The sequence below is a fragment of the Diaphorobacter sp. HDW4B genome, from assembly GCF_011305535.1.
In the GTDB taxonomy this organism is placed as follows: domain Bacteria; phylum Pseudomonadota; class Gammaproteobacteria; order Burkholderiales; family Burkholderiaceae_C; genus Diaphorobacter_A.
The window spans coordinates 4,335,040-4,349,399 of the sequence record NZ_CP049905.1; the positions used below are offsets into that span (position 1 = coordinate 4,335,040).

Sequence of the window (14,360 nt, forward strand, 5' to 3'; positions counted from 1 at the left end):
GCTCGACCAGCGCTGCTTCACGCGACTTGCTGGAGGTCGTTGGCCGCAAAGCGTTGCCACGCGGCGTTCCACGGTTCAAGCGCATCGCTCTTGGCTGGCAGTTCGAGACCGGTGACGGCCGCGAACTGCTTGGCATCGACGCAGCCGTTTTCCAGCAATGCCTTCACCAACTTCTCGAACGGCGCGCGCGCGTCCTGCAGCAATTGCTGGGCGCGTGCGAGTTCGGTCTGCAGCGTGGCTTCGATCTGCGCGTTGCTTGCGTCGATGTCGGTGTTCACATGCTGCTCCACATCGTGGGTGACGTCGGTGCGACTGAGCCGATCGCCCATCGCCCAATGGCGGTGGTAGCGCGCGGCGTGGCGTGTGGCGCTGCTCAGGTCTTCCTCGGCGCCGGTGGTCACCGCGTCCTTGCCGAACACCCAGAGCTCCGCAGCGCGGCCCGCAAGCGTCACGCAGATCTCGTCGCGCGCCATGCGCCGTGACTCGGCCACGCGCGGCGCGTAGCTGGCGTAGCCGCCTTCGAACGATGCGACGTTGATGCGCACGTCCGTTGGCGCGCAGTGGTTGAGCAGCGCATAGACCAGACCGTGTCCCGCTTCATGCACCGCGAGCAGCGCTCGAAAATCGGGCTGCGCGCGTTCACGCAGCTTGTCGATTTCGAGGTGCAGCGCAATGCTTTGCTCCGCAATGGAATCGGTCTCGTCAACGCGCTGCAGACGCATCACCAACTGCTTGCCATCGTCGCTCATGTCGAGCTGCAACCGGCATTGCGAACGGCGATGGGCAAGACCTGCCTGCGCCAACTTCTGCATCGCCCAGACCGCCGCGCTGCCAAGGCTGGGGCCGAGCACGGCGTGCACGGTGGAGAACACCGGACGTGTTCCCTGCACGGGAAAAACGGCGTTCTGGTACAGCGTCTTGAGCACGGCGGGCGTGAGTTCGATGTCGAGCTGCAAAGCGCTGCGCACCGCGTCGACCTGCTTGCTGCAGGCATCCGCGATCAGCCGCTCGTAAGCCTTGCGATCAAGCGACGGAAACACCAGGTGCTGATTGCCCAGCCGCGCCACCTGCTCGGGTCGAAAGCGCTCGGACAGCGCCTCCTTCACGTCGATGGTGGACAGCCGCTCGGTGAAGCGGTGGAACACATCGGCGTCGGTATCGCAGTCCTGTACGCGTTTGGCCACGCCCTGGTACATCTCATCGAGATTGCCGGTCACGAGGATCAGCAGCTTGCTGTGATCCGTGCCCCAACGGCTGGGATCGTTGCGGAACTGTTCGAGCCGCTGCTGCACGATGTCGGGTGTCCAGCGCATGATCTGCGTGATCGGCTCGCTGAGCTTGAGCGCATGCTGCAGGTCGCGCGCATCGTAGGCCGAGAGATGAAACGGCGACTGCTGCTTGGGCTTCTTGCGTGGTGCATCGTCGTCGTTATCGCTCTCTTCGTTGGCCTTGTCCACGCGCGCCTGCATGGCCTCGTACTGGTGATAAGCCTGTTCGAGTTCGATGCGGTCGAGCGCATCCATGGGCGGCGAAAGACGGCCATCCGAGAGCAGCGCCCATACGTCCTGATAACGCTTGACGGCCACGTCGTTGCCCTTGCGATCCCGCGTGCGAAAGCGCTGGAATTCATCGAGCAACAAGATGCCCGGTTCGCCTTCCACAATGGAAGAACTGGCGAGCATCGCTGCAATCGAATCGCGCGTCATGCCGCGCGTGCTGTTGCTGAAACCGTCCATCTGCACTTCCAGAAAACGGTCGTAGAAGCCCAGCAATTGGGCCAGACGACGCACCAGTTGGGTCTTGCCGGTGCCGGTCAACCCCCAGAGGCAGACGATGACCGGGCGGTCGATTACCTCGGGCAGCAAATACCACGCGCGCACCGAATCGATGAGCCGATCGATCAGCGTGTCGAGCCCGAAGAGCTCGGATTTCAGCGTGTTGGCGGTGATGTCCAGCACCTGCTGGCGCAATGCCACGCGGTTGCTGAGCAGGGTCTGCGCGTTGTGTGTTTCGTTGTCGATGTTCACTGCGTTGGTGGTTGTCGTTATGGTCGTTGTTGTTGTCGTGACGGGTGAAGTCATTGCTTCCATGATCTTGTTCATTCCCAATGTTGGAGTCCTCCGCTGCGTGCCGTCTGCCTGCGCAGCTCCACCTTGTCCGCACGGCGCTGCGCGCCCTGACTGCGGATGTGTTTGCCAGCGCCGCCCGATGTGGCGCGCAACACCAATGCGCGCGCCACATGGTTGCGCGGTGATGGCGGTGGAAGCTGCATGACCAGTGGCTGGCGCATGCGGCGAAGTTTCTTGGTCTGCCCTTGCGCGAAATCGCGCGAGAAAGTTTTGGCACTCATGTGCGCTTTGCTCCGTTTGAACAACGTCCCGGCGAGCACGTACGAATGGCGTCGATCAGAAACGGTGTTCCCGAGCGGACAAACGCACGCGCGATGAAAAAATGAATTTCATGCGACGCGCAATGCCAGCCGGGACGGATGGGAAGCGCGTCAGGGTTGAGTGGTGTGGATCACAAACTTGGTCATGGGCATGTCTCCGGGAAGTCGAATCGAAGGAGAGCTGCTGAAACTGCGGCGGGATCTTCTGCAATGGCAGGCCAGAGCCGCAGGGGTCTGTGTGCTGAATGAATTTTTCTGGCAATCACAGAACAAGGCGCGATTTTGCAGCGCCTCGCAAAGAAAGTGCAAGAGGGCGCACGGCGAATGTGCACGAGACACAGCATTTTCAGGGGCTTGAGTGGCTTCGCGACAACAGCTCGCGCCTCATGCCTCTGGCGAATATCTTTATCCGCCAGTGCCCGCTTGAACGCATCGCCGCGCACCAACGTTTTCCCGATGAACAAGGGATTACCCTAGGCATTCATTTGTTTGAGCTTTCTACATTGACAGTGTTCATGCGTGATTGCTTATCTGTGCATGCCGCATGTTCGTTGATTCAAAACAAGGGAGTTCCCCCATGAAACTGCTTCGAACTTCGACTGCCGCCGCAGTCTTCTTGCTGACGCTGTTCGGCACGGGCGCGGCAATGGCTCAGGCCACGCAGGACGCATCACGCGCGCTGCACACACGGCAACTGGCGGCCAATTGCGCGGCCTGCCACGGCACGGATGGCAAGGCCGCAGCCGGATCGCCGCTGGCCACCTTGGCCGGCATGCCTGCCGACAAGATGCTGGCGTCGCTGCAGGACTTCAAGAATGGCAAGCGCGAGGCGACCGTCATGCATCAGCTCTCCAAGGGGCTGACGGATGACCAGATGAAGACCATCGCGGACTACTTTGCCGCGCAGAAGCCCTGAACCACAGCACAACGAATAAAAGGAATCATCATGCAAAGACGTGATCTTTTGAAGGCTTCGGCCTCGGTGGGTGCCTTGGGTTCTCTGGCAGCGTTGACGGGTTGCGCAAGCGGATCTTCGTCGTCGAGTGCGGCCAAGGCCAAAGTGGTAGTTGTGGGCGGAGGTTATGGCGGTGCGACTGCAGCCAAGTACGTGCGCATGCTCTCGGGCCAGAAGATCGATGTGGTGCTGGTGGAACCACAGGATCAATTCGTATCTTGCCCGCTGTCCAATCTGGTGCTCGGCGGCAGCAAGTCGATCGGCGATCTGACGACCGGCTACTCCGCCCTCGAATCCCGCCACGGCGTGCGCCGCGTGAAGGACTGGGTGAAGTCCATCGACGCCGCGAAGAAGACCGTGCAGTTGGCAGGCGGGCAGACCCTGCCGTATGACAAGCTGATTCTCTCGCCTGGCATCGACCTGATGTGGAGCGGCGTGGAAGGGCTCGAAGCAGCCAACAAGAGCGGTCAGATTCTGCAGGCATGGAAAGCCGGCCCCGAAACCGTGGCGTTGCGCAAGCAACTCGAATCGATGAAGGATGGCGGCGTGTATGCGCTCACGATTCCGGAGGCTCCTTATCGATGCCCGCCGGGCCCTTATGAGCGTGCAAGCCAGATCGCGCACTACTTCAAGCAGCATAAGCCGAAGTCAAAAGTATTGATTCTGGATGCGAACCAGGACGTCACATCCAAAGGTCCGCTGTTCAAGAAATACTGGGCCGAAAACTACAAGGGCATCATCGAATATCGCCCCGAGCACAAGGCCATCGCCGTCGATGCCAAGGCAGGCGTGGTGAAGTTCGATGTGCAGAGCGATGTGAAGGCGGATGTGCTCAACGTGCTTCCGCCCATGCGTGCGGGTGCGATTGCGGTGCAGTCGGGCCTTGCCACGGCGAATGCACGCTGGTGTCTGGTCAACTACCAGACCTTTGAATCCACCGTCGCCAAGGACGTGCACATCATCGGCGATTCGATCCAGATTGCCCCCGCCATGCCCAAGTCCGGCCACATGGCGAACGCCCATGCCAAGGTGGCAGCAGCGGCCGTCGTAGCGCAGCTTACCGGTTTGGAAATCGCGGCAACGCCGATGCTCACCAATACCTGCTACAGCTACGTGAGCGACAAGCAGGTCATCCACGTCGCGTCCGTGCACCTGTACGACGCGGCAGAGAAGACCTACAAGACCGTTCCCGGATCGGGTGGCGTGTCTTCCGCAGCGTCCGATCTGGAAGGGACCTATGCATGGAACTGGGCGCAGAACATCTGGGCGGACAGTTTGATGTGAGTTGGTGAAGCGCTCTCTGTTGTGATGGTTGATCTGTACATGACAGAGAGCGGGGTTCTTGGAGGTTGCCGGAATTCAGCGAGACCCAAGTGCCAAAGCGCAACCTCATGTAAGAGCGTTGCTCGCAACGACCCTGCCTGTCTATTTTCTGGGAAACTTGGTTGCCGTCATGGCGTGATCTGCGCCGTGGCTTTTGAAATCAAGAGAAGGAAATCATGCAATGGTCAAAGCATCGTGGCTTGCAGCCTTGGGTTTCGCCTGTCTTGCATCCACTGCTTTCGCGCAGTCGGTGACGGCGGAATATCTCAAGCAGTACAACGGGGCGACGGACTATGCACCACTGCTTTCTGCAGGCTTGAAAGACCCGGCGAATGGCGGCGAGTTCTATGCGCGCCAGATCATCGCCGAGTGCAAACTCGTGCGCAGTCAGTCCGACAAATGGAAGAAGGACAGCGAAGCTGCAGGTCTCGCTTCTGATGCACCAAGGTCCAAGGCCATCGAGTTGCTGCGCGGGCGTTGCGTGAACATCAGCAACGCGCAACTGAGCAACCCGTGGGTGGACGTTGCGCCCGTGACGGACGTGCAGGACCCATTGATATTGGCGGAGCGGGACTTTGTGGCCAGGGCCAGCCATGTCGCATCGGCACCGCGCGAGAAAATGCGCATCTCCGGCCCCGACAAGACGCGCGAGCCAGGCAAGCGCATTCTCATCCAACTGCCCAAGAATCTGCAGGATCCGCTCTTCATCCAGCAACTCACCAGAAAGTGGCCGGTGCTGGACGAGCATGGCAAGGCCACGGTACGCGTGATGCACACTTATCTGCGCGGCGGGTTCCGTCCTGGTGCAGAAGAAGTCGTGGGTGTGGCGGCTTATCTGGTTCCCTGTGAACTGGGGCTGCAGTGCGACGAGCGAGAGTTCACCGTGGCGCAGCGCTGTGCTTCTGGTGGTGCCTGTGACAGCGGACGTGTGGAGCACATGCGCCGAAACTACCAAGCCAAGGACAAGGATTTCGACAACGCGATCTCCACCGCCAAGGAGCTTGCCGAGTCCATCAAGGAAGAAGAGAACGCGCGGATTCTGGTGATCTGGTAGGCGGTGGAGTGGCTGCCTGAGTGGCGTGACGTTTCACTCCACTTTCAAGGTTTGTGCGGCCGCTTCAAACGCGCTTTTCTGGCTTCCAAACTCCGCGAGCGTGGAGTTGAAATTCACGCCCACCATGTTTCCGCCCATGTCGGAGAGGTACATCATGTTGCGCAGCTTGGTGTCGATGGCGGGCACCGTGCTGTCGAGCAGTACCCATTGACGCTCGCCCACGTTCACCATCTTCTTGTCGTTGAAGACCAGGCCTTGGGTGAGCTTGGGCATCACGTTTTCCATGGCCGCTTTCAGCTCGGGCAGGCTTTCCTGAGTGAGCGGCTTTTTCATTTCCGACCAAGTCACCGACACCGTGCTCGTGCGTTTTGCATTGCCATAAGCCTTGAGCGGTTTGCGCCCATTGCGACCGAATTTGGAATCGATCTCGGCGGCGCTCAGTTCGGTGTAGCCCTTGGGCATATCGACCTTCAACACGCCGCTGGGCATGGTGATGTCGACGGCGTGAGCCAGCAAGACGGGAAGCGCGAGCGAGGCGGCGACGCTCAAGTGACGAAGGGTTTTACCAAGAGTGCGCATGACTGCAAGCTCCATGAAAGTGAGAGAAAACGAGTCGCTTTGGCATTGCCTTGCTGGTCGTTGACGCTGCCATTTTCCTTGTTTCACATGGCACGTCTGTGTCTGTCCCACACGCGCGATGCGCCATGTCTTACCCGAATGGGCTTGTGTCTTGCGTAGATTGGTTTGTTCCGAATGTTGTTCCCAACAGCCATAAGGATGAAGCCACGATGACAACCACTCCAAAGTCTCGCGCACCAACCAAGAGCATAGGCAAGCGCACCGCTGCCGATGCCAAGGCCAGCGCGGTCGCCAAGGCGAAAAAGATCGCACCCGCTGTGCCTGCGCAGATCGGCAGCACGCCCAGGACAAAGTTTCGCGGTAAAGAAGACATCTTTGGCAGGCTTGTGGAGGACCATGACCGTCACCGTGCGCTGCTCGCCATGATCTCCGCGACCCATGGTGACTCGAAGGACAGAAAGAAGCTGTTCAAGGAACTGGTGCTCGAAATCCACGGACATGCTGCAGCAGAAGAGCAGGCGCTGTGGTCCTCCGTCATGCGCCATCCCAAGACCACGGAGGACGCGGGACACGCAGTGGGTGAGCACAAGGAGATGGACAAACTGCTCGCCGATCTGGCGGCGCGTGACATGGCCAAAAGCGGCTGGCTGCGCCGATTCTCGAAGGTGAAGGACGAGTATCTGCACCACATTCGCGAGGAAGAACAGGAGCAGTTTCTGCACGCGCAAAAGCACCTGACACCGGACGATCTGCGGCACTTGAAGCAGGTTTTCGAGGAGCGCAAAAGCGTGGAAAAGGCTAATGCGGTGGTGAAGAAGAAGATCCGGCTGAAGTAGGGCTAGATACGCCCCTGTCCAAGGGCGGAGTCGTTGCGAGATGCCCCTCTACAATGCTTTGAAGTGTTTGTTTGTCTTCAGAATCCAATGAATTACAAGAGAGGGTTTCATCCATGCTTTGCTGCAGTTGCAATACCGGCACGCTGATGCCGACAAGAATCGACAACGGGCCTGCGTCTTATCAGTGCAATGAATGTTCTGGTGAGTTGCTGTCGTTGGCGCCCTATCTCGATTGGGTGAAGACCCATCGGGGTGCTAATGAAAGCGGTGCACAGTCTTTCGAGGGAGATGATGCCAAGGACACCAAGCGCGCATTGCCGTGCCCGAAGTGCAGTCGGATCATGCTGCGCTACAACGTGCTGGCCGACAAGGCGCATGGGCTGGACTTCTGCTTTCACTGCGAAGAGGTCTGGCTGGATGCGGGCGAGTGGCAGTATCTGAAGGCGCAGGGGCTGCACACGCGCATCACCTCGATCTCCACCGATCCTTATCAACGACGTCTGCGCGAGCAGGCGCTGCGGGATTCCGCGTTGCAACGCTTTCGTGGCGTGGTGGGAGACGAAGGGTTCAATGAAGTGCAGCGGTTTGCTGCGTGGTTGAAGCATCAGCCTGCGCGGGATGCGATTCTTCGGCACTTGAACAACGACGCGAGAGACTGAGCGGGTCGCGTTCCAGCCGATCCATCGCGGGCATCCGTTGGGTGGATGGCCCGCGATTTTTTTCGTCAGCTCGGATCAGTTCAGATCACGCCGCATCGCATCGCATCGCATCGCATCACATCACAGCGCTGCAATGCGCGCGGCAATCGCTTCGCCCAACTCCGTCGTGTTGGCCTTGCCGCCCAGGTCGGGTGTCAGCGGGCCGCTCTTGATCACTTCTTCGATGGATTGGAGGATGGCGTCGTGTGCGGCGCGGCCTGCGCCTTCGCTGTGGGTGAGGAAGTCGAGCATCAGTGCGCCGGACCAGATCATCGCGATGGGGTTGGCGATGTTCTTGCCGTAGATGTCGGGGGCCGAGCCGTGCACGGGTTCGAACAGCGATGGGAACACGCGGTCCGGGTTCAGGTTGGCGGACGGGGCCAAGCCGATGGTGCCGGTGGTGGCGGGGCCGAGGTCGGAGAGGATGTCGCCGAACAGGTTGGTGGCGGCCACGACGTCGAAGCGGTCGGGCTGCAGCACGAAGCGCGCAGTGAGGATGTCGATGTGCTGCTTGTCGAGCGTGATTTCGGGATACGCCTTGGCGACATCTTCCGCGCGCTTGTCCCACCAGGGCATGCTGATGGCGATGCCGTTGCTCTTGGTGGCGAGCGTGACGTGCTTTTTCTGGCGGCTTAGGGCAAGGTCGAAGGCGTACTTGAGCAGACGGTCCGCGCCCTTGCGCGAGTAGACCGATTCCTGAATCACGATTTCGCGATCCGTGCCTTCGAACATGATGCCGCCGAGCGAGGTGTATTCGCCTTCGGTGTTCTCGCGCACCACGTAGTAGTCGATGTCGCCGGGCTTGCGGTTGGCGAGCGGGCAGGGCACGCCGTCGAATAGGCGCACGGGACGCAGGTTGATGTACTGATCGAACTCACGGCGGAACTTGAGCAGCGAGCCCCACAGCGAGATGTGATCGGGCACGGTGGCGGGCCAGCCGACGGCGCCGAAGAACAGCGCGTCAAAGCCCTGCAGTTGGGCTTTCCAGTCGTCGGGCATCATCTGACCGTGCTTGGCGTAGTAGTCGCAATGCGCCCAGTCGAAGTGCTCGAATTCGAGCTTGAGATCGAACTTCTTCGCGGCGGCCTCGACGGCGCGCAGGCCTTCGGGCATGACTTCGCGGCCAATGCCGTCCCCCGGCAGGACGGCGATGCGGTAGGTTTTTTTCTGTGTGGATGTGCTGGACATGAGCGGAATGCCTCGTGTTTGGTGGAAATGGGGAAGGTGAGATGGGGAATGGCGGCTAGTTTCCACTAAAAACGCAGTGAATAAAATACGTGGATTGACGACTCATTTTTTCCAAACTGTGAATAGTTTTCCCGATCCCGATGATTTGCGTGTGTTTGCGACCGTGGTGCGCAAGGCGGGGTTTACCGCAGCGGCGGAGGAACTGGGCGCGTCGCCCGCCTATGTGAGCAAGCGCATTCGGGTGCTGGAAGAAACGCTGGCGACCAAGCTGCTGCATCGCACGACGCGGCGAGTGGTGGTGACGGAGGAAGGCGAGCGGGTCTTTCACTGGGCGCTGCGCATTCTGGACGACATGGATCATCTGATGCAGGAGGTGACCATCACGCGCCAACAGCCGCGCGGCCTGCTGCGGGTGAGTTGCAGTTTTGGCTTCGGGCGCAATGTGGTGGCTCCGGCGATGTCGATGCTGGTGCAGAAATACCCGGCCCTGCAGGTGCGGTTGGAGGTGTTCGATCGGCTGATCGATGTGGCGGGCGAAGGCTTCGATCTGGATGTGCGCGTGGGGGACGATATTGCGCCGCATCTGATTGCGCGGCGGCTGGCCGACAACCACCGCGTGCTGTGCGCGGCACCGGCTTATCTGCAGCGCCGTGGCACGCCGCGCGCGATCACCGAATTGCCTGCGCATGACTGTCTGGTGATCAAGGAGCGCGATCACTCGTTCGGCGTGTGGAAGCTGCGCGCCGGGGCGGATGAACGCACGCTCAAGGTGACCGGGCCGCTGTCGGCCAACCATGGCGAGATCGTCGTGCAATGGGCTCTTGACGGGCATGGCATTGCGCTGCGGTCGCTGTGGGATGTGCGCGAGCATCTGCGCTCGGGGCGACTGGTGCAGGTGTTGCCTGAGTGGGGGCAGGAGGCGAATGTGTGGGCGGTTTATCCGACACGGTTGCAGGTGTCGGCGAAGGTGCGGGTTTGTGTTGAGTTTTTGATGGAGTATTTCCAGCGCGTGGAGGTGGGGTGATTGCGGGTGCCGGGTCTCGCCCCGGCGGGCGAGTAACTTTTCGCTGGCGGTGCGGGCCTTGGCTGTGGGGTTGATCGCGGATGCCGGGAATTCCGCCCGGCGGCGGAGTCACTTTTGCTTGCGCGCAAAAGTAACCAAAAGGCGCTTTGAATACCTGCGGCAAAACTCACTTTGCGCCGTAGGCGCGCCGTTCAGACAGCTTGCCGCAAGTCAGTCTGGAAGAGGTGTGTTTCGGCACTTCGCTGCGCTCGTGCCCGTTTATCTCGCGATGGCGCGAGATCGGGGTCAGGCAGGGGTGGGGAGCTTGTTTTTTGGGGTGACTTCTGGGGCTGGCTGCGGCTGTGCGGTCAGTGCGCTGCCCATGGCGGCGGCCATGATGACGGCGATGGCGGTCCATTGGAAGACGCTGAGGTGTTCACTCAGCAGCAGCATGCCGGCCAATGCGGCGACGGCTGGCTCTGTTGCGAGCATGGTGGAGAAGCCGCTGTGGGACATGCGTTTGAGGGCGAACATTTCCAGTGAGTAGGGGATGGCGCTCGATACCGCCGCAACGGCAAGGCCATAGAGCAGCAGGGAAGGGGTGAGCAGTTTCATCCCGGCTTCGGCGATGCCGAAGGGCACGACCACGATGGCGGCTGACAGCAGTGCCAGCGAAACGACCATGCCGCCGTGCAGGTTGCCGGTGCGTTTGCCGAGGACGATATAGCCGCCCCAGCAGACGGATGCGGCGATGGCGTAGACGAGGCCGATGGGGTCGAGTGCGCCGACTTGTACGCCGAACATTGGAAGGATCAGCAGCATGAAGAGGCCGAGCGCGGCCAAGGCGATCCAGACGAGGTCGAGTGTGCGGCGGGAGGCCCATACTGCTACTGCGAGCGGGCCGACGAATTCGATGGCCACGGTCACACCGAAGGGCAGGCGTTTGATGGCCATGTAGAACAGCAGGTTCATGAGGCCGAGCACGGTGCCGAAGATGAAGATCTGCCGCAGATTCGCTTTGGTGGGGCCGAAGCGCCACGGACGCCAGATGGCGATCAGGATGAGCGCGGAGAAGCCCACGCGCAGGGCGGTCGTGCCTTGTGCGCCGATCACGGGGAAAAGATGCTTGGCAAAGCTGGTGCCCACGCAGAGCGAAATGACCGAGCCGAGCACGGCGAGCGAAGGCAGCAGGCGCTGCCACAGGGAATGTTGCATGCTCGGGATAATATTGCGCACTCGGGTGTGAAATTGCGCCTTGTTGAGGGGCTGAATGCAATTTTCACTCGTTCACTCTGTTTTCAATCCAGCGAAAAAGCAGCAGGCGGCATGTGAACCAACAAGAGCTCGACAGTTTTGACGTAGCCATTCTGGCGATTTTGCAGTCCGACAATCTGACGCCCCAGCGCGAGATAGCGGAGCGGGTGCATCTGTCTCCCGCTGCGGTTCAGCGGCGCATTCGGCGCTTGCAGGACAGCGGGGTGATTGCGGGCAATGCGGCGGTGCTCAATCCCGATGCGCTGGGCAGGCCGCTGACGATCTTCATTGAAGTGCAACTGGTGAACGAGCTGGATGCGCTCACGGCGGGTTTTCGTGCGCGCGTGGCGCAGGAAGAGGCGGTGCAGCAGTGCTACAGCGTGACCGGGCAGACGGACTATCTGCTGATCGTGACGGCGGCCGACATGCAGGAATATCAGGCGCTGACGAAGCGGCTTTTTGAAGGTGACCAGAACATCCAGCGCTTTGTCACGTCGATTGCGCTGGCCACCTTGAAGCGGAGTCTGCGTCTGCCGTTGCTGCCGGTCAGAAGCTCCGCTTGAGGGGCGATCGGAAGAGGGTGATCAGCCTGCGAGTGCGGCCTTGACGGCTGCGGACACCTGGCCCATGTCGGCCTTGCCAGCCAGTTGGGACTTCACGGCGCCCATCACCTTGCCCATGTCGCCGGGGCCGGAGGCACCCAGTTCGGCCACGATGGCCTTGACGGCGGCGGTCACTTCTTCGGCGGACATGCGCGCTGGCAGGTAGACCTGCAGGACGGCGAGTTCCGACTTTTCCTTGTCGGCCAGGTCCTGACGGCCACCGGCTTCGAACTGGGTGATGCTGTCCTTGCGCTGCTTGATGAGCTTGTCGACGATGGCGACGACGGCTGCGTCGTCGAGTTCGATGCGTTCGTCGACTTCTTTTTGTTTGATGGCGGCTTGCAGCAGGCGGATGGTGCCCAGGCGTTCCGAATCCTTGGCCCTCATGGCCGTCTTCATGTCGTCCGAGATTTTTGCTTTGAGGCTCATTTGATTTACTCCTTGCGTGTTTGCTTGGCTACGAAGCCTTGCGGCTTCGATGGGTCAATCGTTTTGAGGTGCCAATACAGCCCTTCATGCTTTGTTGCAAAGCCTTGTCGTACGAGAGTACTGTCTGCGGCTTTGCGTCGCGCCTGAAGGGCTGTCTTGGCATTGTGGCTGGTGGGATCGGTCGCTCCGGGCTCTGTTGAGTCTGCTGTTCAATGCGGGGAGGGGCCGTTTCCAGTTTTTGAAAACAAAAAAGCCGCGCTTGGCGTCCCTAGCGCGGCTTCTGGCGTGTAGATGAACTCGCCGAAACTGATGACTAATCGAGAGATTAGTACAGCTTCTTGGGCAGTTGCATGCTGCGAACGCGCTTGTAGTGGCGCTTGACGGCAGCTGCCTTCTTGCGCTTGCGCTCTGCAGTTGGCTTCTCGTAGAACTCGCGAGCGCGCAGGTCGGTCAGCAGGCCCAGCTTTTCGATGGTGCGCTTGAAGCGACGCAGAGCAACGTCAAAGGGTTCGTTTTCTTTTACACGGATGGTGGTCATTAGCTAATGTTTTCCAATTTTTTGCCGAGAGAGGGTTTCCGGGAAGATCGGGCCTGAAAACCATGCACGGCGGTTTTGCCCCGCCTCGAAGTAACTAGTATTGGCCGGCGGAGCTATTGCCAGCAAAGCCCAAGATTATAGCGGCTGATTGGAGCTTGGCAAGTCGCTATCTTTTTTGGCGGGCGATTTGGGGAAACGGCTGGGTGTTTCAGGTGCTGGAGACCTTTGGCTGATCGATCGGTTTGCTCCGGCCAAGCCACAGGGTCAGGATCGACAGCCCTTGCAGCAGCATTGCGCCGGAAAACAGCCAGACATGGCTGGGGGCGATGCTGAGCAGCAGTCCAAACCCGAGCGGCGCAAACGCGTACAGCGCCTGCGAGATGGCGACGATGAGCGCGACCACGCGTGCCACGTCGGACGCGGCGAAGTCCGCTTGCGCGATCAGCGGTGGCAGCGAGATCGTGTTGCCGATGCCCGCGCCAAACAGAACCAGGCCCAGCCACAGCGGCACGCCCGAGCCGCCCACGCACAGCAGCAGCACGCCGCACATCTGCATGGCGTAGCTGACGCAGGCGAGGCTGCGGCGATCGCGCACCGACGGCATGGCTCTGGCGTAAAGCATGCGGCCGAGCATGGCGCAGGCGGTCACCAGCGTCATGCTCCAGCCCGCGCCGCGTGTTCCCATCTGCACGGCGAGGATGGCGTACAGGTGCGAGACGAGGCCGGTCTGTGCGATCAGCGAAAGCGACATGGTGGCGGCCAGTGTCTGAAAGCGGGCGTTGTGCCACAGCGCACGACCGGGAAGTGGCTTGTGTGGGCGCGCGGCTGAAGTCGTAGTCGCGGGCGCTGGTTGCAAGGCACCGGCGGCGCGCCCATCCGGCAACTGGCCCAGCATCTCGGGCGTGAAGCGCAGCACCCGCCGGGTCAGCCAGAACATGATGGCGAGCGTGCAGGCGCTCACGATGCATGCCGCCATTGGAAAACCGAACTGCGCGATCAAAATGCTCCACAGTGGCGCGAACAGCATGCCGCCCACGCTCGCGCCGTTGTAGGCTTTGGAGAGGGCCATCGGGCGCTGCCGATCAAACCACGGCGACACCATGGCGTTGATGCCTGCCGCGCTCATCGTGACCCAGCCCGCGCCGGAAAGCAGTGCGGCAACAAAGAGCTGCCAATGCTGCCGCGCGCAGGCCCAGCCGATCACACCCAGTGTCAGCGAACACGCGCCGATCCATGTGACGCGGGCAACGCCATATCGCGCATGCAGCCGCGGCAGGCGCGACACGACGATGGAGCCGAACAGAAAGTGCAGGGTGACCGCCGCCGACACCAGCGACACGCTCCACTGCGTGGACGCCATGACTGCATGCAGAAAGATCGGCGGTCCGTAAAAACCAAGCCCCCAACCCAGCACGGCGGAAACAAAGGCCGCGCGCACCACAGCCGTTCCGTGAAAACCGTGAAAAGGCGGCTGCATCGGTGCCGATGGGGCGGTGGATTCCTGCATGAACG

General features: G+C 60.8%; 16 protein-coding genes. 8 read left to right on the forward strand and 8 right to left on the reverse strand.

The genetic code is table 11. The features are described from left to right. Positions 1 to 17 precede the first annotated feature (17 nt). Together G7048_RS19880 and G7048_RS19885 are read right to left on the reverse strand one after the other, a co-directional pair. Positions 18 to 2,090, reverse strand: coding sequence for an AAA family ATPase (locus G7048_RS19880; RefSeq protein WP_166069804.1), 2,073 nt, complete (start codon positions 2,088 to 2,090; stop codon positions 18 to 20). Positions 2,091 to 2,098: 8 nt separating this feature from the next. Beyond that, entirely contained in the window at positions 2,099 to 2,350 is a 252-nt protein-coding gene (locus tag G7048_RS19885; protein WP_166069805.1) for a hypothetical protein, read from the reverse strand. A gap of 284 nt (positions 2,351 to 2,634) precedes the next feature. Between G7048_RS19885 and G7048_RS19890 the strand changes: the two genes are divergently transcribed. From G7048_RS19890 to G7048_RS19905, 4 genes are all read left to right on the forward strand, one after another. Then, entirely contained in the window at positions 2,635 to 2,970 is a 336-nt protein-coding gene (locus G7048_RS19890; RefSeq protein WP_166069806.1) for a hypothetical protein, read from the forward strand. Then, positions 2,967 to 3,305: a c-type cytochrome gene (locus G7048_RS19895; protein ID WP_166069807.1), complete on the forward strand. Its 339-nt coding sequence runs from the start codon at positions 2,967 to 2,969 to the stop codon at positions 3,303 to 3,305. The genes G7048_RS19890 and G7048_RS19895 overlap by 4 nt, the downstream gene beginning before the upstream one ends. A gap of 30 nt (positions 3,306 to 3,335) precedes the next feature. Next, entirely contained in the window at positions 3,336 to 4,628 is a 1,293-nt protein-coding gene (locus tag G7048_RS19900) for an FCSD flavin-binding domain-containing protein (RefSeq protein WP_166069808.1), read from the forward strand. 220 nt (positions 4,629 to 4,848) lie between these two features. Further along, positions 4,849 to 5,721 (forward strand): hypothetical protein, encoded by an 873-nt coding sequence (locus G7048_RS19905; RefSeq protein ID WP_166069809.1) that lies wholly within the window; start codon positions 4,849 to 4,851, stop codon positions 5,719 to 5,721. Between the two features lie 33 nt (positions 5,722 to 5,754). On the opposite strand, the gene G7048_RS19910 is transcribed toward G7048_RS19905, so the two are convergent. Then, positions 5,755 to 6,300, reverse strand: a complete 546-nt coding sequence (locus G7048_RS19910; protein ID WP_240933042.1) for a hypothetical protein — start codon at positions 6,298 to 6,300, stop codon at positions 5,755 to 5,757. A gap of 209 nt (positions 6,301 to 6,509) precedes the next feature. Between G7048_RS19910 and G7048_RS19915 the strand changes: the two genes are divergently transcribed. Beyond that, on the forward strand, positions 6,510 to 7,136 hold the full coding sequence (locus tag G7048_RS19915; RefSeq protein ID WP_166069810.1) for a hemerythrin domain-containing protein: 627 nt from the start codon (positions 6,510 to 6,512) through the stop codon (positions 7,134 to 7,136). 341 nt (positions 7,137 to 7,477) lie between these two features. After that, positions 7,478 to 7,795, forward strand: a complete 318-nt coding sequence (locus G7048_RS19920; protein WP_166069811.1) for a hypothetical protein — start codon at positions 7,478 to 7,480, stop codon at positions 7,793 to 7,795. Between the two features lie 120 nt (positions 7,796 to 7,915). Here the strand turns inward: G7048_RS19920 and G7048_RS19925 are convergent, their stop codons facing one another. Next, positions 7,916 to 9,022: a tartrate dehydrogenase gene (locus G7048_RS19925; protein ID WP_166069812.1), complete on the reverse strand. Its 1,107-nt coding sequence runs from the start codon at positions 9,020 to 9,022 to the stop codon at positions 7,916 to 7,918. Between the two features lie 118 nt (positions 9,023 to 9,140). Here G7048_RS19925 and G7048_RS19930 point away from each other — a divergent pair, with 118 nt between their 5' ends. Beyond that, positions 9,141 to 10,046, forward strand: a complete 906-nt coding sequence (locus tag G7048_RS19930; protein ID WP_166069813.1) for a LysR substrate-binding domain-containing protein — start codon at positions 9,141 to 9,143, stop codon at positions 10,044 to 10,046. Between the two features lie 285 nt (positions 10,047 to 10,331). Here G7048_RS19930 and G7048_RS19935 read toward each other — a convergent pair whose 3' ends face one another. Next, positions 10,332 to 11,240: a DMT family transporter gene (locus G7048_RS19935; protein WP_166069814.1), complete on the reverse strand. Its 909-nt coding sequence runs from the start codon at positions 11,238 to 11,240 to the stop codon at positions 10,332 to 10,334. 113 nt (positions 11,241 to 11,353) lie between these two features. On the opposite strand from G7048_RS19935, the gene G7048_RS19940 reads away from it, so the two are divergent. Further along, positions 11,354 to 11,842, forward strand: a complete 489-nt coding sequence (locus G7048_RS19940; RefSeq protein WP_166069815.1) for an Lrp/AsnC family transcriptional regulator — start codon at positions 11,354 to 11,356, stop codon at positions 11,840 to 11,842. 21 nt (positions 11,843 to 11,863) lie between these two features. Here the strand turns inward: G7048_RS19940 and G7048_RS19945 are convergent, their stop codons facing one another. The 3 genes from G7048_RS19945 to G7048_RS19955 all read right to left on the reverse strand — a co-directional run bounded on the left by G7048_RS19945 (position 11,864) and on the right by G7048_RS19955 (position 14,355). Continuing rightward, entirely contained in the window at positions 11,864 to 12,310 is a 447-nt protein-coding gene (locus G7048_RS19945) for a GatB/YqeY domain-containing protein (RefSeq protein WP_166069816.1), read from the reverse strand. Between the two features lie 325 nt (positions 12,311 to 12,635). Continuing rightward, on the reverse strand, positions 12,636 to 12,848 hold the full coding sequence (gene rpsU / locus G7048_RS19950) for a 30S ribosomal protein S21 (protein ID WP_007833691.1): 213 nt from the start codon (positions 12,846 to 12,848) through the stop codon (positions 12,636 to 12,638). 208 nt (positions 12,849 to 13,056) lie between these two features. Further along, the gene (locus tag G7048_RS19955; RefSeq protein ID WP_240933043.1) at positions 13,057 to 14,355 is read right to left on the reverse strand and encodes an MFS transporter; all 1,299 of its coding nucleotides are present in this window, start codon (positions 14,353 to 14,355) and stop codon (positions 13,057 to 13,059) included. Positions 14,356 to 14,360: the final 5 nt, after the last annotated feature.

What these genes read in the sequence shown, in the direction of transcription:
- G7048_RS19880 (WP_166069804.1), bottom strand. Translation starts at nt 2,090, where the DNA reads ATGGAAGCAATGACTTCACCCGTCACGACAACAACAACGACCATAACG.
- rpsU (WP_007833691.1), bottom strand. Translation starts at nt 12,848, where the DNA reads ATGACCACCATCCGTGTAAAAGAAAACGAACCCTTTGACGTTGCTCTG.
- G7048_RS19910 (WP_240933042.1), bottom strand. Translation starts at nt 6,300, where the DNA reads ATGCGCACTCTTGGTAAAACCCTTCGTCACTTGAGCGTCGCCGCCTCG.
- G7048_RS19885 (WP_166069805.1), bottom strand. Translation starts at nt 2,350, where the DNA reads ATGAGTGCCAAAACTTTCTCGCGCGATTTCGCGCAAGGGCAGACCAAG.
- G7048_RS19905 (WP_166069809.1), top strand. Translation starts at nt 4,849, where the DNA reads ATGGTCAAAGCATCGTGGCTTGCAGCCTTGGGTTTCGCCTGTCTTGCA.
- G7048_RS19890 (WP_166069806.1), top strand. Translation starts at nt 2,635, where the DNA reads ATGAATTTTTCTGGCAATCACAGAACAAGGCGCGATTTTGCAGCGCCT.
- G7048_RS19945 (WP_166069816.1), bottom strand. Translation starts at nt 12,310, where the DNA reads ATGAGCCTCAAAGCAAAAATCTCGGACGACATGAAGACGGCCATGAGG.
- G7048_RS19900 (WP_166069808.1), top strand. Translation starts at nt 3,336, where the DNA reads ATGCAAAGACGTGATCTTTTGAAGGCTTCGGCCTCGGTGGGTGCCTTG.
- G7048_RS19955 (WP_240933043.1), bottom strand. Translation starts at nt 14,355, where the DNA reads ATGCAGGAATCCACCGCCCCATCGGCACCGATGCAGCCGCCTTTTCAC.
- G7048_RS19920 (WP_166069811.1), top strand. Translation starts at nt 7,478, where the DNA reads ATGCTGCGCTACAACGTGCTGGCCGACAAGGCGCATGGGCTGGACTTC.
- G7048_RS19935 (WP_166069814.1), bottom strand. Translation starts at nt 11,240, where the DNA reads ATGCAACATTCCCTGTGGCAGCGCCTGCTGCCTTCGCTCGCCGTGCTC.
- G7048_RS19925 (WP_166069812.1), bottom strand. Translation starts at nt 9,022, where the DNA reads ATGTCCAGCACATCCACACAGAAAAAAACCTACCGCATCGCCGTCCTG.
- G7048_RS19915 (WP_166069810.1), top strand. Translation starts at nt 6,510, where the DNA reads ATGACAACCACTCCAAAGTCTCGCGCACCAACCAAGAGCATAGGCAAG.
- G7048_RS19895 (WP_166069807.1), top strand. Translation starts at nt 2,967, where the DNA reads ATGAAACTGCTTCGAACTTCGACTGCCGCCGCAGTCTTCTTGCTGACG.